Annotated in this window: 16 protein-coding genes and 1 pseudogene; 6 read left to right on the top strand and 11 right to left on the bottom strand. The window is 43.3% G+C overall.

The window, feature by feature from the left end:
- From AACQ21_RS14320 to AACQ21_RS14310, 3 genes are all read left to right on the top strand, one after another.
- A partial coding sequence (locus AACQ21_RS14320; RefSeq protein ID WP_105977012.1) for a MalM family protein occupies positions 1 to 733 on the top strand: 733 nt, incomplete at its 5' end.
- Positions 734 to 881: 148 nt separating this feature from the next.
- Positions 882 to 2,525 (top strand): glycoside hydrolase family 13 protein, encoded by a 1,644-nt coding sequence (locus AACQ21_RS14315; protein WP_105977011.1) that lies wholly within the window; start codon positions 882 to 884, stop codon positions 2,523 to 2,525.
- 291 nt (positions 2,526 to 2,816) lie between these two features.
- Positions 2,817 to 3,959, top strand: a complete 1,143-nt coding sequence (locus AACQ21_RS14310) for a tetratricopeptide repeat protein (RefSeq protein WP_105977010.1) — start codon at positions 2,817 to 2,819, stop codon at positions 3,957 to 3,959.
- 115 nt (positions 3,960 to 4,074) lie between these two features.
- Here the strand turns inward: AACQ21_RS14310 and sstT are convergent, their stop codons facing one another.
- The 5 genes from sstT to AACQ21_RS14285 all read right to left on the bottom strand — a co-directional run bounded on the left by sstT (position 4,075) and on the right by AACQ21_RS14285 (position 8,189).
- A complete protein-coding gene (gene sstT, locus AACQ21_RS14305; RefSeq protein WP_105977009.1) occupies positions 4,075 to 5,292 on the bottom strand; it encodes a serine/threonine transporter SstT in 1,218 nt (405 codons plus the stop codon).
- Between the two features lie 354 nt (positions 5,293 to 5,646).
- Complete coding sequence (locus AACQ21_RS14300) at positions 5,647 to 6,090, bottom strand: copper chaperone PCu(A)C (protein WP_017048143.1); 444 nt, start codon at positions 6,088 to 6,090, stop codon at positions 5,647 to 5,649.
- Between the two features lies 1 nt (position 6,091).
- The gene (locus AACQ21_RS14295) at positions 6,092 to 6,700 is read right to left on the bottom strand and encodes an SCO family protein (RefSeq protein WP_105977008.1); all 609 of its coding nucleotides are present in this window, start codon (positions 6,698 to 6,700) and stop codon (positions 6,092 to 6,094) included.
- Positions 6,697 to 7,125 (bottom strand): hypothetical protein, encoded by a 429-nt coding sequence (locus tag AACQ21_RS14290; protein ID WP_017048144.1) that lies wholly within the window; start codon positions 7,123 to 7,125, stop codon positions 6,697 to 6,699. The genes AACQ21_RS14295 and AACQ21_RS14290 overlap by 4 nt, the downstream gene beginning before the upstream one ends.
- A gap of 143 nt (positions 7,126 to 7,268) precedes the next feature.
- The gene (locus AACQ21_RS14285; RefSeq protein ID WP_094126690.1) at positions 7,269 to 8,189 is read right to left on the bottom strand and encodes a DUF368 domain-containing protein; all 921 of its coding nucleotides are present in this window, start codon (positions 8,187 to 8,189) and stop codon (positions 7,269 to 7,271) included.
- Between the two features lie 652 nt (positions 8,190 to 8,841).
- Between AACQ21_RS14285 and gltS the strand changes: the two genes are divergently transcribed.
- Positions 8,842 to 10,068: a sodium/glutamate symporter gene (gltS, locus tag AACQ21_RS14280; RefSeq protein WP_026028168.1), complete on the top strand. Its 1,227-nt coding sequence runs from the start codon at positions 8,842 to 8,844 to the stop codon at positions 10,066 to 10,068.
- 71 nt (positions 10,069 to 10,139) lie between these two features.
- Here gltS and AACQ21_RS14275 read toward each other — a convergent pair whose 3' ends face one another.
- On the bottom strand, positions 10,140 to 10,883 hold the full coding sequence (locus AACQ21_RS14275) for a flagellar brake protein (protein WP_013868359.1): 744 nt from the start codon (positions 10,881 to 10,883) through the stop codon (positions 10,140 to 10,142).
- A 136-nt stretch (positions 10,884 to 11,019) separates the two neighbouring features.
- Here AACQ21_RS14275 and AACQ21_RS14270 point away from each other — a divergent pair, with 136 nt between their 5' ends.
- Positions 11,020 to 11,307, top strand: coding sequence for a GNAT family N-acetyltransferase (locus tag AACQ21_RS14270; protein ID WP_105977006.1), 288 nt, complete (start codon positions 11,020 to 11,022; stop codon positions 11,305 to 11,307).
- Positions 11,308 to 11,319: 12 nt separating this feature from the next.
- On the opposite strand, the gene AACQ21_RS14265 is transcribed toward AACQ21_RS14270, so the two are convergent.
- Positions 11,320 to 12,447: an endonuclease/exonuclease/phosphatase family protein gene (locus AACQ21_RS14265; RefSeq protein ID WP_105977005.1), complete on the bottom strand. Its 1,128-nt coding sequence runs from the start codon at positions 12,445 to 12,447 to the stop codon at positions 11,320 to 11,322.
- Here AACQ21_RS14265 and AACQ21_RS14260 point away from each other — a divergent pair.
- On the top strand, positions 12,446 to 13,636 hold the full coding sequence (locus AACQ21_RS14260; protein ID WP_017049257.1) for an MFS transporter: 1,191 nt from the start codon (positions 12,446 to 12,448) through the stop codon (positions 13,634 to 13,636). The genes AACQ21_RS14265 and AACQ21_RS14260 overlap by 2 nt on opposite strands.
- Before the next feature lie 101 nt (positions 13,637 to 13,737).
- Here AACQ21_RS14260 and AACQ21_RS14255 read toward each other — a convergent pair whose 3' ends face one another.
- The 4 genes and pseudogenes from AACQ21_RS14255 to AACQ21_RS14240 all read right to left on the bottom strand — a co-directional run.
- A complete protein-coding gene (locus AACQ21_RS14255) occupies positions 13,738 to 14,868 on the bottom strand; it encodes an HlyD family secretion protein (protein ID WP_017045041.1) in 1,131 nt (376 codons plus the stop codon).
- Positions 14,868 to 15,254 carry a DUF3302 domain-containing protein gene (locus tag AACQ21_RS14250; RefSeq protein ID WP_088729371.1) on the bottom strand — a complete coding sequence of 129 codons (387 nt, stop codon included), beginning with the start codon at positions 15,252 to 15,254 and terminating at the stop codon, positions 14,868 to 14,870. Before AACQ21_RS14250 ends, AACQ21_RS14255 begins: the two co-directional genes overlap by 1 nt.
- A 62-nt stretch (positions 15,255 to 15,316) precedes the next feature.
- On the bottom strand, positions 15,317 to 16,897 hold the full coding sequence (locus tag AACQ21_RS14245) for a diguanylate cyclase domain-containing protein (protein ID WP_013868365.1): 1,581 nt from the start codon (positions 16,895 to 16,897) through the stop codon (positions 15,317 to 15,319).
- Positions 16,878 to 17,725, bottom strand: a pseudogene (locus AACQ21_RS14240) (hypothetical protein); the annotation flags it as partial. The gene AACQ21_RS14245 and the pseudogene AACQ21_RS14240, both read right to left, overlap by 20 nt.

The raw sequence follows: 17,725 nt of genomic DNA, 5'->3' as shown, positions 1-17,725 counted from the left end.
CAATAATATAGAACAACTACAAGTCACAAAAGTGAAGCTACCGAGTACAACAAAAATGGTGCTCACAGCCAATACTCAGCGCTTGCATAACTCATTGATTCATAGCCCTGTCGCCGTGTTTGAAATACCAGCCGATCGTGGCCAAATGAATTTAACGGTCACCAGCGAAATTCAAGATTCAGTATTTTATCCTTATGTTGTTATCACAGATAAAACAGGAACCGTTTTAGAATCGTATACCGACACTGAGTTCGAATATCGTAAGCCACGTTTAAATTTGGGTAATCGTCTGGCTGCTGATTTGGAGTTTTATCCTCCCCAAGGTCATAAAACGCTTTTACTTATTGTTTATACAAAGGAAAAAGATCTATCAGGCGTAACTTATGTTGCACATCCTGGACGTATTGATGCCGAAGGCCGTGGTAACTACATGCCGGAATTAAAAGATATTCCAATGCCACACGGTTTGACTGGAACCATTGAGTTGGATGTTTCTGGTCCCAGCTTTCTATCGTTTGTGAAGCCTGAGAATAAAGTAAAGACAGTTTCAACGGATGAAGCAAAACTGATAAAAAAAGTGCAGCCAGATACTGAAACTTACTACAAGGTATCGATTCAGAAAGCGGTAAAAGCGAACGATATATCTAAAGCACTTAGCTTACTTGATGAAGCCAAAGCGCTAGGTATTGATGGAGCACAAGAAGTCTTTGTTAAAGCCGTGAATGCGAAATAATTAAAGATCGTACTACTGGCGTCCCTATGTGGACGCCTTTCTTTTTCTAGTCTCAAAATTCTGAGCTTCGATTACTAAAAATGACAAGCTAATTATCACTTCTCTCACTTTAGAACCCACTAGATCATTCAATGCAGAGATAAATATCATGGAACCCAAATGGTGGCATAGCGCTGTGGTATACCAAATATACCCGCGCAGTTTTTACGATTCTAATCACGATGGTATCGGCGATTTAAATGGCATTATTAGTAAGCTTGATTACCTTGCAGAGTTAGGCATTAACGTTATTTGGCTATCTCCTGTTTATCAATCTCCAATGGATGATAACGGTTATGATATTTCTGACTACCAAGCAATAGCTCAAGAGTTTGGTTCCATGGAAGATATGCAGCGTTTACTGAGCGAAGCACAAAAACGCAATATTAAGATAGTGATGGATCTTGTCGTTAATCACACATCGGATGAACACCAATGGTTTTTACAAGCGAAGCAATCGCGAGACGATCCGTATCGAGATTACTACATTTGGCGGGATGCAAAACCAGATGGCAGTGTACCGGATGATACAGGGTCAATTTTTGGTGGCAGTGCTTGGCACTGGGATGAGCAAACGCAGCAATATTACTTCCACCTTTTTTCTAAACGTCAGCCAGATCTGAATTGGGAAAACCCTAAAGTGCAGCAAGAAGTGCACAGCATGATGAACTGGTGGATTGAACAGGGCATTGGTGGTTTTCGATTAGATGTTATTGATTTAATTGGCAAAGAAATTGATAAGGGCATTACTGGTAATGGCCCGCGCTTGCATCCGTTATTACAGCAAATGAATGCCGCCACCTTTGGTAATCAAGATCTGCTGACCGTGGGAGAAACTTGGGGAGCCACACCAGACATTGCAAAACTGTACAGTGCGCCGAGTCGTCGTGAGTTATCGATGGTTTTCCAATTTGAACACATCACTTTGACGTGGGAGCAGGGTGACAAATGGAGCCCTATTCCGTTAGATCTTAAGCAGTTTAAACAGGTATTAACCAAGTGGCAGATTGAGCTTGCCGATCAGGGTTGGAATTCATTATTTTGGAATAATCATGACCTACCACGCGCTGTATCTAAGTATGGTGATGACAAACGCTACCGAGCTGAATCTGCGAAAATGTTGGCCACGAGCTTACACTTTCTGAAAGGCACGCCTTATATTTACCAAGGCGAAGAGATCGGAATGACGAATGTAGCCTTTGATTCGCTCGATAAATACCGAGACATCGAGACGTTAAATTTTTATCGTGTGAAAACAGAATCGGGCGTGTCCCATCAGCATATGCTGGATGCTATTCATCAAAACAGCCGCGATAATGCTCGAACGCCGATGCAATGGTCTGCGGATAAACACAGTGGATTTACTCAAGGTTCTCCGTGGATAGAGGTGAATCCTAACTATCTACAAGTCAATGTTGAACAAGCCCTTGCGGATGAACAATCGATTTACTATCACTATAAAAAATTAATTGCATTGCGTAAAAAACACCTGTCCATCGTCTATGGAACCTTCACGCCTTTATTTGAAGAACATGACCAAGTGTTTGGCTATGTGCGTGAGTACCAAGATGAGCAAATTGTCGTGGTCAGTAATTTTTCATCGGCCACGGTTGGCTTAGCAATACCCGAAAAGTTTCAATCGAGAGCGGTGGAGTGTTTGAGTACTAACTATCAATTGATTGAAAAATTAGAAGAAAATCTAACGCTCGAACCTTATCAATCAATAGCCGTTTTGCTAAGTAAGTACAGTTAACGACTCATTTTTTGAACTGAAATGAACGCAGCGATTTAGCTGTGTTTTTTCATTCATTAATCCAAATCGGAATCTATTCCTCAATTAGTGTGATTGTGCGTAACACTCTTGAAAAGAGTGCGGTACTATCTTAGTGCTAAATATATTGTGTATTTCATCCATTCGCATGGGTGATTTTAGCGATTAGCACTTTTAAAAGAGTTTGAGATGGAACGAATATAGCCAGATTTTCTCAAATCTTGAGGAAAATGGTCGATAATGAAGTTAATCAGCTAAATAAGATTTGAATCAATGAGCACTATTGGGATTGCCATAGGCGCAACCGGGTTGTCACTTATCCTCATCTTTGTGTGGATGCTTTCGCTCTCTTTGCGCAAAAAACGCTTAGAGGAAGAGAGAAAAGAGAGAGAAATCGCTTACCGCAAAGCGATAGAGAAATCACGTGAACAAGAAAGACAAGATCGCTTGTTTAAAGCCGAAACAGGTCATGTACCGACTATTTTGTATTTGGCGAAAGAAGCCGAACGAACCAACCTTAAAGAGGCGATGTACTGGTATGATAAAGCGGCAAATTATGACAACGTTACTGGAATGTATGGTGTCGTCCGGATTTGCCAAAAGTTTCGAGATGATCTGATTCTGCGGGGGAAAGAGAAGTTTTGGCAAACCTGCATTGCCGGAATTGAAGGCAACTTGACCGCAAAATATGAAACTGGCATGGCCTATATTCATGGCCGTGGTGTTGAAGCAAATATTGCGAAAGGAGTCTCGTTAGTTCAAGAGGCTGCGGAAGCGAATTTACTCGACGCCATTATTTTCATGGGTGATTGGTGTGTTTCACACGACAATATCGCGCCATCACCAGCGGATTCAACATTTTGGTATTCCAAAGCCGCGAAGCTAAATAGCCCGATAGGACAGATGAAACTAGGCTTGAACTACCTTAAGGGTACTGGTGTGGCGATGGAGCACAGCAAAGCCTGCTATTGGTTGGAACGGGCTTCTGAAAAAGGTCATGTTGAGGCGATGTATCACGCAGGAGAAGCGTGGATAGATAAAGGTTCAAATGGCAATGCTATTGCTTATATTTGGTTATTTTTATCGGCTCATTTTGGTTTTGAACCTGCAAAGGTGTTAAGAGATCAAGTGGGCTCTCGTATCGGTGTTGATTCTGTTGTGGGGCTGCAATCCTTAGCCAAACCACTAATGAAGAAAATCGGTGCGGGTACAGTAAGCAAACACTCAATTATTAAGGCGTTGAACAAACTCTACAAACGTGGAATCCCTATCCCTGAGAAAGGGGAGTTGCCTGATGAAGATGAGCTCTCATTGAGCGCAGTGGCCGATGCCTCTGAAGAGCTTGTGTCATCTAGCCCGTCTGATGATGAGGTTCTAACGCGATTAGATTTCTCCAATACTTCCATGGACAGGTAATGTTGGATAGATAAAGTGGCCAACTACTTTAAATCAAAAGTATTTGAAATAAAAATCCCCAGCCGATCGGCTGGGGATTTTTGTTGGGATCGACTTCTGTTCGAATATCGAATGATTATGCTGATTTATTGTGCTCAGCTTGGCAAACGGCTGCGGTGAAGACGACATCTGTTGAGCTATTAAGCGCCGTTTCAGCTGAATCTTGAATCACGCCTATGATAAAGCCAACTGCGACAACCTGCATTGCTACGTCATTTGAGATACCAAATAGCCCACATGCGAGCGGGATAAGCAGCAATGAGCCACCTGCCACACCGGATGCGCCACACGCAGAGACGGCGGCAACGATGCTCAGTAGCAATGCTGTCATAAGGTCAATTTCAATACCTACCGTGTTCACTGCGGCTAGTGTGAGAACAGTGATAGTAATGGCGGCACCAGCCATATTAATGGTCGCGCCGAGCGGAATCGAGACTGAATAGGTATCTTCATCCAGTTTCAGTTTCTCACATAATGCCATGTTGACTGGGATATTGGCGGCGCTTGAGCGTGTGAAAAATGCGGTGACACCACTTTCACGCAAGCACTGGAAAACCAATGGATACGGGTTTTGGCGAGTTTTCGCGTACACAATGATTGGGTTGACAACTAATGCGATGATCAACATAGCACTGAGCAATACAAATAAAAGGTTGGCATAACCAGCCAAAGATTCAAAGCCAGTCGTGGCAAACGTGGATGCAACCAAGCCGAAAATACCAAACGGTGCTAGGCGAATAATAAAACGCACAATTTGTGAAACGCCGTGGCTTAAATCTTCAAATACGGCTTTAGTTGTTGCTGACGCATGGTGTAAAGCTAAGCCCAACCCAACAGCCCATGCCAGAATGCCAATATAGTTTGCACTCATTAGAGCATTGACTGGGTTATCAACCAGCTTAAACAGCAGGGTATTAAGCACTTCAGCGATGCCTTGAGGAGGCGTTGCACCTTCTGCCCCCGCAACCAATGTTAAGGTTGTAGGGAAGATAAAGCTCAATACAACGGCAGTAAGAGCGGCGGTGAAGGTCCCCAAAAGGTAAAGTACCACGATTGGGCGCATATAAGTGTGTTGGTTTTTCTTTTGGTTTGCGATGGACGCGGCGACCAAAATAAACACGAGGATCGGCGCTACGGCTTTAAGTGCGCCAACGAAAAGGTCGCCAAGTAGGCCGACACTTTTCGCATCATCGGGTGAAAGGGTTGCTAATATCCCACCGAGAACGATACCGGCGAGTATTTGCAGAACCAAATTGCCACGCGCAAAACGGGCGAAAATATTGTTGCTTTGCATAGTTATCCCTGCAATAAATCGAATTACATCCTGCATGACCTAAATACTACGAAGCCATAGCATCGGTTATGGTAGACAAATAGAGTTATAGTGACATCAGTGAACTCCACTGAAGGGGGTAATGATATCTACGCGGGATATTGTGTCTAGAATTAATTGATAATCAGCACAAATAATTAATCAATGTGTGGAAATGCAATCGATTTTGAGTGAAATGTAAATAAAATGTAGCATTTGTGGTGGTGGAATGATAAGCCTCTCGTCGGGATGTTTCGCTCTCGCCATTAAACTGGACAATGAGCGGTTAGTGCGATGATAAAAGAGGGTAAGCCAACATCGCTCACCCTCTTCTTTTTAATGGTGTGCCATACCACTCATCACTTTTTTTACTGGTGCAGTAATGGTTTGTTGCTCACCATTGGCAAAGGTCAGTTGTACGTCAATCTTTTCACCTTCAACCAATGGTTTCTTCAAATCAAAAAGCATGATGTGTAAGCCGCCCGGTTTGAGTTCGACGTGCCCTTTGGCCGGAATTTTAAATTCAGTGACTTGACGCATTTTCATCACATCTCCTTCGGTGATTACATCATGCAACTCAACTTTCCCTGCCACATCGGTGTTGGCCGATACAATGAAACGGTCCGTTTCACCTTTATTCATGATTTGAGAAAATACTGCGCTGGTAGTGGCGGTTGGTGCGGTAGCACGTGCGTAAGGGTGATGTACCATTATATCTGTGTTCGCAAAAGCAAGTGGGCTAAAGGCAAGGCTTGCTAAAAAAAGAGCATTGAGCTTCATGTTATTTTCCTTGTGATGACGTCATTATTGCTTTGATGGCTTCAACAATGGGAGCCGGTGAAAGCGTGTGTGGAACTTTAGTGATTAATGTTCCATCTGGTTGTAAAAAGTAGAAGTAGGAGCTGTGATCTAATGTGTATTTCAGTTCAGATCCCTTTAATTCGGTTTTGCGGAAAATGACGCCATACTGATGCGCCAGTGGTGTTGTAATGTCTAAAGGAGCAGAAAGTCCCTCGATCATAGGGTGGAAATATTGGGCGTATTGATGAGAAGCATCGGCAGCGTCACGCTCTGGATCGAGAGAGATAAATAAAGGGCGCAGCTTTGCTTTGGTTACATCATCCAGTTGATTGAGTGCACCTGCTAACATAGCCAGAGATGTTGGGCAGACATCTGGGCAGCGTGTAAAGCCGAAGTAAACAACACGTATGCGTTCATCTTTAGTATCAAAAATAGAGATGGGTTGATTTGCTTTGCCAAATAAAATTACTTCAGAAGATGAGCCATTACCGCTCTCTAAATCCATACTTTGCTGCGTATCAAAATAGGTTTTTATGCCAAAGCCTAATACAAACGCAACCACCAATGCCAGAGACCAATTTCTACTCATCTTTCCATCCTTATTGCCGGAAATACTTGGGTACGACCGTCAGAGAGTTCGCCAATCCATGTCATTTTTTCAGTCGTGCAAACTGGGAGTACAATCTGTGCTGTGTAGAGCCCGTCTTCCTGCGGCGTCAGTACATATTTAGCGGTGCCCATCTCCATCTCTAGCCCATTGAGTGTGAGTGTGAGTTTACTTGCATTGGCTTGCGGCCATTCAACGGTCAGAGTGTTAGCCACCAAAGGTTGAGATTTATCGTGTGCCAATGTCATGACCACATCTCCTTGTCGACAAGGGGCACTCGACAATTGGCAATATCGATTAATGTCTGGAGAAGAGTGTGCTGAAGAGAGCCAATTGAAAATATCGCTGCTAAAGTAACCCGCTAGTAGGGCTAGAACAAAGACGCCGATTTTGATTGCGTTGTGCATGGGGACAATCCAAGCGGTTATAAAACGCGAATATTATCACAGCTATCTTTTTTCAGTGGTGACGAATGGATAAAATGTGCAACAAATCAATATAGTAAAGGTGAGTCTCCCCACCTTTACTCATTCATGCTATGCGGTGTGATTTACACATCGTGATGTTTTGCATATTGCTCCAAGCCCAGCACGAGGGCAACAGCGCAAAGCATCAATAAAATGGCTACCAGCAGTTGCGAAGGCTGTGAAGTGATGGACTCAAATTCCAATGGAGAAAGGTTCCGCTGCAGTAAAGGAACGAGCTCGCCGTGAGAATTGGTTCGCCAAGTGAGCGTTTCTTTCCAAGGCCAGATTTTGGGTAAGGTGCCGATCATTAATCCCGTAAGAAAAATTAAGGTCAAATCTCTAAATTGTTTGAGTAACCAAGATAATACGTGAGAAAAACTCAGTAAACCACCGACACATCCGAGTAGAAAGAGTGCCAAAATATCGGCTTGCATCTCTTTCACCGCGCCCAGTACCGGTGCGTACATACCAATCAGCAACAGGATAAAACTTCCAGAAATTCCCGGTAGAATCATGGCGCAGATGGCAATAGCACCGGCTAGAACTGTGTTCAGCGCTGTTGGTTCCATCTGCATTGGGTTAAGTACCGTAATACTGTAAGCAAACGCAATTCCCAGCAAAGCGAAGAGCAACCGAGAAAGTTTGAACTGCTCAATTTGTTTCACAATATGGAACACCGAAACCAGAATTAAACCGAAGAAGAATGACCAAATGGGAATAGGATGCGTGGCTAACAGCCAAGAAATGAGTTTAGCCAAAGAGAGGATACTGGTGAATATTCCCCCAAACAGTGCGAGCAAGAAGAAGCCATTAATATGTTGAAATGCGGCGGCTAACCCATCTCGTTTGACTATGCGCAATAAACTTGGATTAATCCTACGAATGCTTTCAAGCAAAGTGTCATAGATACCAGTGATGAATGCAATGGTTCCACCCGAAACACCCGGTACAACATCGGCGGCGCCCATGGCCATCCCTTTTAAAAACGTACTGAAATAGTTCATTGAATCTGCATGATTAAGTGTATGTACCGGAAGTATATAATGAAATAACTAAGAAATGCTTGTACAAAAGATGAGTAAGTGATGCTGGCTTAAGGTGAAAAAGCGCAGAAAGTTAGTTTGTTTTATAGCAACTGGGTGAGCATTGTTTTGCATTCGTTTCGCATAATGCAATTTGCGTAATGCGAAAAAGTACTACATTTTGATGAATTAATGCGATGCATAGCTAAAAAGCAGACCTTTTTTAGTTGGCATACTTCATGCATAATACTATTCGACCCTTCTTAAAGCCGAGGGTCACCTAGCCAACTGACGTTGTTAGTGAATGAATTTGTTCACACTATATATAAGCCAATCGCATCATTGCGGTTGGCTCTTTTTTTGTCTGTTAGGTATGATACGCCTCCTCGCTCGTCTAATGAGAGTTTGCAAATGACAATCAAAAGCCGTGAGCGAAGATGTTTTTCGAGCAAAACCAGTTAGGCCATACGTTCGTAAAACCCATCAAATAAACATCGTATATCATTGTAAATAAACAATATCCATAAGGATGATCCGTATCGATCAATCGTATTTTTTTCGAGTTTATCAAGTTTTTCTTTGATGATCTCCAAACTCATTAAGGAAGATGAGTGAAGCAGTAATAAGAGGTTATATGCACCATTTAATTTCAATTGGGCCCCTTGAGTCTTTCTTAATCGCTATTAGCGTGCTTTTTTTAGGTCACTTTATTAACGCAAAACTGCCTATCTTGGAAAAATTCAACATTCCTGAGCCCATCGTCGGTGGCTTAATTGTCGCTTTCGCGATCACTCTTCTACATTTTTACGGCTTAGATTTAGAGTTCTCATTGCCGTTGCAGAATATTTTTATGCTGATGTTTTTCAGCACCGTAGGCCTTGCGGCTAATTACACTCAACTGGTTAAGGGTGGCGCAAAAGTCTTTCTTTTCCTCGCTGTTGCCTCGTTTTATATCATCATCCAAAATGGCGTCGGTGTATCGTTAGCGACGGCTCTTGGTCTTGACCCACTGATGGGGTTGATCGCCGGTTCTATTACCCTCTCGGGTGGACACGGTACGGGAGCGGCGTGGGCTCAAACATTCAACGACAATTATGGGCTTAGCAATACGCTAGAAATTGCCATGGCCTCAGCGACCTTTGGTTTGATCATTGGTGGGATTATCGGTAGCCCAGTTGCCCAAAAACTCATTAATAAAAACGGGTTTGAATCTGAGTATGGACGAGGAACCAAAACGCACGATAAGTTCCCAGAGCTGGTTACGTACAATGAATATGAAGAAGATAAAGTCACCGCTAAGAAAGTGATCGAGGGTTTGTTCATCCTTCTTATTTGTGTCACTGGTGCTAAATATTTAGAACAGTGGGTAAGTGCATTTGAAATCAAATGGTTGATGATCCCCGATTTTGTCTATGCGCTTTTCATCGGTGTGTTCATTACCAATATACTGGAATTGACGAAAGTTCATAAAATTGATGCTGAAACCGTTGACATCTTAGGCACCGTTTCTCTATCGCTATTTCTTGCAATGGCACTCATGAGTTTAAAGTTATGGAATATTTTTGACTTGGCTGTCCCATTTCTGGTGATTTTAGCGGTGCAATCGGTCGTGTTGGGTATTTTTGCTTATTTTGTGACATTTAAAGTCATGGGATCAAATTATGACGCTGCTGTGATCGCTGGTGGGCACTGCGGTTTTGGTCTTGGAGCAACCCCAACCGCTGTGATGAATATGGGCTCATTGGTGACACGATATGGGCCATCACCACAAGCGTTTATGGTAGTGCCTATCGTAGGTGCATTCTTTGTGGATATTGTGAATTTGGTTATCTTGCAGGGATATATTTCTTTTCTAGGTTAAAAACAATGCAGTTAAAAGCAATGTAAAAAGTAAAAACGCCCTGACTTAACTTGTTTAACAGGGCGTTTTTATTACTTCAACGTCAATTTGGTGCCATCAAACTTCAGTTGACCTAATAAACTTTTCGCATTTTTGACACCTTCTTCATCAAACTGCACTCCGTAACGAGCATAGTGCAGTGAGCGTTGCAAGTTACAAACTTTACCCATCAAAGGCGCAAAGAATTGGCTGCTGCGAGGATCAGTAAATAATTCGAGACTAATCTTATCACCCACTTGGAAAGTACGCCCAAGAGGAGGTGTGACAAAACGACAGCCACTTTTGGAGAGATCTCTTACCTCACAATCCGACTTATGCGTTCCTACCGTTGCTTTTCCTGCTAGATTCACATCGTAACGAGCTTCTTTGCGCAGTTGGGTCACTTGCATGCTGTTGGGAATAGATAACATGGCGAGCGGTATAGGCTCTTGCAATACATGTAACAACTGGCTACGAAAATGGATTAAAGCTCCTTCGCCACGTGGTGAAATAGCTCTGATATTCATCCAAAAACCTTCTTGGAAGAAAAAAGAGAGATCATCTGCGGAAATTTTAGGAATTTCTACAAGGAGATGGGAATGAGAGTAGGTACCGATAAATGACGTTTTACACTGGAATTTCGTACCAACGGGAGTGGTTATACTTAAGGTTAGTTCGCTACTGTGTTCAACCATAGATAACGCATCAGTACTATTAAGTGTCGATAGGGTTTTATTACGTTCGGTTGAACGGTTTGGGTTCTGTTCATCTTTCAGCACTGCCGACTGCGATTCCATCTTAATTTTCTCCGTGATGCAGTAGCTGCATTTTATTCTAATTTTTGTAATAGTTTAAATTCTAGGGGTAGATGTTGGAAGATTCAATTCTGAGAATATCAATTTATTTGATTTATATATCAATTAGGACGTTATCATGATTTATGAAGTGCAACATGACATGAAAAATTGTCAATATAAAGTACATCTTGAGGGAAATCTATTCGCAACTGTGACATACCAACAACAGGATGAAGTGTTGTTTATTACTTCGACTCGCGTACCGGATGAACTTCAGGGTAAAGGATACGGAAAAATAATGATGGAGAGTGTATTACCGCAAATTGAATCGCAAGGTTACACCATCAAACCTGTCTGTAGTTATGTTGTGCATTATTTAAATCGACACAGTGAATGGCAGCATTTATTGCATCGAGAGTCGTAGCATACAAACCCATTAGCTCGGTGTTGTGTTTACTTTTAATGTGACCGCGACCAGTGCATGGTCAGTACTAAAGTTATCGAGCTCATAGCTCGGGTTGACCAGATGTTGATCAAGCACAGTATAGTGGCTGATATAGCTTTTCATTGGCTGGACAAAAGGCGCGAAGTCTGCGGAAAGAAGAATATAGTCGAGTACAGATCCCGTGGAGCCGGCGTAATGAGTGGCTTTGCGAGGCTGCTCAACACTCTCGGTATGCAGATCCCAAGCATCGTAAAGCGCATAGTCAGCCAGCGGTTGTTGTGTTTCTGGTCTGCGGTATAAGGCCTGCGATAGTAGTCCTTGAAACTCTTCGTGATGTAACGGTTTATTAAAATCACCCATTAGCACACAAGGCCGCCCAGTTTGTTTTTGAGTATTGACGATATATTGGTGAGTCAGGTTTGCTTCAAAGCCTCGCTGAACAGTAGAGAGCCAGCGTCCTAGCGTTTCTTGTTGCCATTCATCGATCAGATGATGAGGTGCCGCAGGCGATTCTGCCGGACGTTGAGATTTAAAATGCACAATATAGACATCGATATCCCCGAGCATTGGTAGGCAAACCGTAGCGTGTAACGGTGTACGATTAAAGCAAAAAGGGGCAGCTTGGTTTGGTAACGTGCCATGTACGGCGCTCACTTGGCGCAGAGGATAGCGAGAGGCAATCACCACAACCGGATGGCTGTAGATGTATCCATCTTTGACGATAGGTTCATCTACACAGGCCACATACGGATAGCCTAAATCCATCATCTGGTTGCGCAGCTCATCAAAACTGAAAACTTCTTGAAAGCCAATGATATCGGCATCCAGCTGTTTGATCTTCTGGCTAAACCATTGCTTTTTTTTCTGCCACTCTGCTTGCGTGTAAATATTGTCGAACTGATAATATGCGTTCGGCGGAGCTAAATAATTGAATAAATTAATCGTTGCGAACGTAATCGTCATGTTAAATCCCAATATTTGTGTCTCGGTCGATCTTATACCCGAACGGTGTAATTTAGCAGTGCTAATCCCTAACCTTATTTCCTGTTGTGATGAGCTCTCGCCTTTTAAGGCGACTTGAGTATATGATGCGCTGAAACATAGATAAGGATCTCTCATGTACCCTAAAGCCTCTCAAGGTTGGCGCACGCCACAAAATTTCCTATTGATTATCTCCATTATTGTGCCGATTGCATTTTCTAGTTGGATGGCACTGTTGAATAATTTCGTGATTGAAAAAGCGAATTTCGATGGTTCAGACATTGGTTTATTACAAAGTGTACGAGAAATCCCCGGATTTTTAGCCTTCACCGCCGTATTCGTTTTACTGTTCATTCGAGAGCAGCGATTTATCCTGATCTCATTGGGTATGTTGACGTTAGGAACCGCGATGACGGGTTTTTTCCCTTCTTTAACCGGGTTACTGCTCACGACATTATTGATGTCGACTGGGTTCCACTACTTTGAAACGCTTAAACAATCCTTGTCTTTGCAGTGGTTAAATAAAGATGAAGCGCCAGAAATGCTTGGCAAACTCATTTCGGTTGGAGCACTTGCATCACTGATCACCTACGGTGCTTTGTGGGTAATGTTAGAAGTGTTTCAGCTCGATTTTAAATGGGTCTATGCCATTTCTGGCGGTGCTGGTTTTGTGCTGGTGTTGCTCATTGCCTTTGCCTTTCCTGAATTTAAAGCGGAAGTGCCACAAAATAAAAAGCTCGTGCTACGCAAACGTTATTGGCTGTATTACGCCTTGACCTTCATGAGTGGTGCGCGTAGGCAAATTTTCACTGTTTTCGCTGGTTTCCTTATGGTGGAGAAATTTGGTTATTCAGCGGCCGATATTACCTTACTGTTTTTGATCAACTATTTGTTCAACTTTTTGTTTGCTAAACGCATTGGTAAGTTCATTGGTGTAGTCGGCGAGCGTAAAGCGCTACTGTTTGAATATACGGGGTTGATTGTTGTTTTTGTTGGGTACGGTCTTGTACAAAACGCACATTGGGCGGCGGCACTTTATGTGGTTGACCACCTCTTTTTTGCCTTGGCCTTGGCGATTAAAACTTATTTTCAGAAAATTGCAGATCCTGCGGACATGGCGTCTACAGCGGGAGTTTCTTTTACCATTAACCATATTGCGGCCGTGTTCATCCCCGCCACGTTTGGTTTAATTTGGCTTATCTCTCCGGCGAGCGTCTTTTACATTGGAGCGGTAATGGCACTTGTTTCGCTGCTTTTATCACTCAATATTCCAATTAAACCCGAAGCGGGTAATGAAGTTAGAATTCTGCGTTGGAGCGACAGGTAGCAAAAGGGTCGTTTACGACCCTTTTAACATGATGCCAATAGTCACTAGACAAGCAACATCTGGGTTGGCTGTTTTTCAACGTATGTCGTGATGGATGGTATCTAATGATCTATGTAGAGATAGTTTTGCCAACTTTTCATCCGGATGAGTACCTTACGCATAATCGAGACATGAGAGAAACTGTCTGAATAGATAGCGGCTTCAAAAGCAGTACCGAGTGGCAGGTGATAATCGCTTAAATCATCGGTGATTTTAAGGGTGACGAGTACGCGTCCATTGGTACGTAATGCCTCAGTTCCTAGCAAGGTACCTCGTGCTTGGATCTGGCTTTCACCAATAACAGGTAATATTTCAACCACCTCTCCTTTGAAGACTTTTCCGGGTAGTGCTCTGAACAAAAACTCGGCTTCAAAGCCCGGTTTTAGGCGTTGAAGAGAATTTTGCCTAAATGCAGCTGTGTAGATTTTATCTTCTGTGTGTACAAACGTCATCATTGGCGCTAAGGGTAATGGTACGGACATCGCACCTGGTCTGAGAGCTAATTGCGTCACATAGCCATCAGTAGGCGCTCTGACAATGGTTTGTTCAAGGTTGAATTGGGCTTGTCTAAAATCGGCAAGCAGGCGAGCAACGGTAGTATTCTCACCATTGATTTCTGAGTTTAAGGAGATATTGGCTTGATTTAGACGTGCTTGGGCGACTTCTACTGCTGCCTCTGCTGCTTTATAAGCTTGGCGACGGGTATCAAGATCTTGTTCGGTGAATGCACCTTTATCATACCCACGTTGATAACGAGCATACTCACGTTGTGCTTTATCCCGGTCAGCGATGGCCTGTACTTTCGCTGCCGCAGCTTCAGAAACATTCGATTCTAGGCCAAGTGCACCTTGGCTCGCCTCTTTGATCTGAGCTTCAATTTTTGCCAATTCCGCTTCAAAAGGCACAGGGTCAATTCTAAAAAGCACATCACCTTGTTTTAAGGGCTGGTTTGCTTGTACCGGAACCTCAATCACTCTTCCTCGTACTCCTGAGACGACAGGTGTTGTGGAAAAAACTTGGCTACCCAATTGAGTAAAAGGATGATTATAGTTCATCAGTAAGATCAGGGTGCCGATCAAAATAACGCCACCTAATACAGCGGTAGGGACGGTCCACTTATTTAATGGAATTTTAAAGACTTTGAATATCGCAATACATAAAGCGGCATAAGTCATGATCAGAAGTAAATCCATTATTTTGTCTCCTGATTACTGGCATGGTCGATGTTCGCTTGAGCAACGGGTGGCTTCGCTTTTAACTCATGTAATTCTCGAGTGAGTGTTGCGACTTGATCGATAAGTTCATCGACACGATGATGAATATCGTGCTGCTCTTCTTGAAGTTTAGTGAACCCCCACCCGCGATCTTTTCGCCACAAGGTTGCCCAAATCCACAAAAATGGCCAGATTGCATGTAAGGTAAATAGACTGACCCAGCCAGAAACATGAATGGCATCTTGATGTGGATGGTCGCGCTCTTTGGCGATTTCATAGGGGATATCATGAATGACGATGATTCCATAAAAAATGACCAAGGCTACGAAAATCAGTAGACCAAGGGCAAAGTAATCTAAAAACATAGTTGCTCCTGTATTTCAATGACGAGTGTAAACGGCAGCCAATAGCTTAACGTGATGGAAAGTTACTCAGTGCACACTTGGTTGCGGCCATTCGCTTTCGCGCGATATAAGGCTTTGTCGGCGCGGTAGAATGTGCGTTGTGTATTTTCACCATCTCGATGCAAGGTTATACCGATACTGACGGTTAAGCCGCGCTCACCTAGAATATCGTGCCAACCAAATTGGAATATGCGTTCTCGATAGTTTTCGGCATGCATTTCAGCTTGGTCGAGCGAGCAATCTTCTAAAATCACCAGAAACTCTTCTCCACCAAAACGGACACAGGAGGAGCCTCGGAATTTAAAGTAGTTTTTCAACTCACGTGAAACATTGACTATCGCTTTGTCACCAACCAAGTGACTAAGTTCATCATTAATCGATTTAAAATGGTCAATATCAATGACTAGAAATGCAAATAGCTTCTCATGAAGCAGTAGGTCTTTCAGCTTTACATCTAACCAGCGGCGGTTGTGTAAGGTGGTGAGTGGGTCAGTGAAGACATCCTGTTGAAGTTGGGCTACAGCATTCTTTTGATGTTCTGTGGTTTCTTTGAGCTCGCGATTTTCAATCTCAGATAAGATCAATTTCAATTGCAATTCAAAGCGCGATAAGCGACGCAGTTGATTGGCCCCCAGCTCACTAATCGGGATGTTTTTCATCAGATCAGTTTCAATTCGAAAGCCCTTTTTTTCATAAATCAGGGCGGCTTGATAAAGGCCTTGGCGCTCGCACACGGCACTGAATGCTCGATACAGCTGCTTGGCCATCGTGGGTGACGTGTATCGTTGCAGACGTTTGTCTGTACTGGCCAGCATCATATTGGCAATATGACTTTTGCCTATTTTAGCCAGGCAGTTGGCCGTTTCAATTCGAATCATATTCGATAGCCAGGTGGAATTCATATTCCCAGCACTGTACTGAACACTAGAGAGCGTAATGAGCGCTTTATCGACTTGATCCTGATGAAGATAAAGTTGAGCTTGATAGAGTGAAATTTGCCCGGTAAGAATTTTATCGCTGACCAAAATACTCAGCTCTTCACACTCTTTAATTAGGTCGGTGGCGGCGGAGATTCGGTGCAGTTGAATGTAACACGATAGCATGTAAAGTTTATAACGCAGGCGTAATGAGCGGCTGGTGATTGCGTGATCAATACTATCAATTTTTTGATAGTAACGAAGGGCTCGGCTGTGTTCGCCATAAGCATCACACAGGTTACCCATGCCAATGACGGCTAGTACATATTCGTCAATGTAACCCGTGTCGACGGCAATATTAGAAGCGGACACATATTCGTTGAGTGCCGCGGCAAATTCACCGCTTTCCATTAGGCGATCGCTCAAACTGTTTTTCACAGACAAAATAATTTCGGCGTCCTTAGGCAATTCAAGTAATGCTAAGGCGTGACGAAGCTCCTCTATGCTGGCGGACGACTGATGCAGTTCTGAACGATACTCTGCACTGATGATGTAGCTAAGTGCTTTTTCTTTTGATGTTGAGGCTATATGTTGTCGGACGTGATTCCAGAAAATGATGGCCTCCTCTCCGGAAACGGAGGTGGCATCCAAACCCGTATCTTTAATTTTACTGAGCAGTACTTCCATGCGACCATTCCTGAGGTTGACTGTCTTCCAGTTGTTCTAATGTGAATGGGAAACTCAAAATGTCTTGGAACATCACTTGAGGTAGCGACCCCGTTAATCCTTTTCTTTCCCAGGGGTATATTTCAATCATCTTAGCCAATACATGGAAGACGTGCAGCGCTGCATCGCCTTTATCGGCAAGAAGCAGCGCTAAGCGTTCGCTACTTAAACGAGAAACGAGATCTTTTTGGTTACAGAGCGAGTGGGCAATCTCGGTACATACATCGAGGTACTTTGAGTCGTTATGTTGGATGACAATGACGGCGTGATTAGAATGCTTCAACTCGGTCTTGAACAGCATGAGTTGTTCCCACCAATAAGTCTCTGAAACTACATTGGAGAGATGTTTCTCTGGGTCGTATTCGTGTTGACCACGAATACGGTTAATGAGTTTACGTGCTCGTTGCTCAAGTTGTCGCTTAGAGGCTCTTGCTTTATCAAGGCCAATGCGCGCCGTTTGTTCTCGAAGCATCTCAACCGTAAATTGGCGATATTTCTTAAATGAGGCTAAAGAAGCTTTAAAATCACCACGCTGCTCTGCGACTAGGGATTGTTGGTAGCAAATTTGTGAAAGTAGCTCACCTTTATCAAACGAAGCCGCAGAGGCTTCAGCAAGAAGCAACAGCTCAGTTGCTTTCTTGGAGTCTTTTCTCAGCAGTTCCAAACGAGCTCGACTAATGAATGAGTGAGCCTTCATCCACACAAGGTTATGCTCAACAGCAAGTTCGAGTGCTTTGGTGGTTGCCGCTTCCGCATCTTCGATTCGTTCAAGCCCGAGCAGTGCTAAGC

Source organism: Vibrio sp. V01_P9A10T6, from assembly GCF_963877065.1.
Lineage (GTDB): Bacteria > Pseudomonadota > Gammaproteobacteria > Enterobacterales > Vibrionaceae > Vibrio > Vibrio anguillarum.
This window is presented reverse-complemented; position numbering and strand designations above follow the sequence as displayed.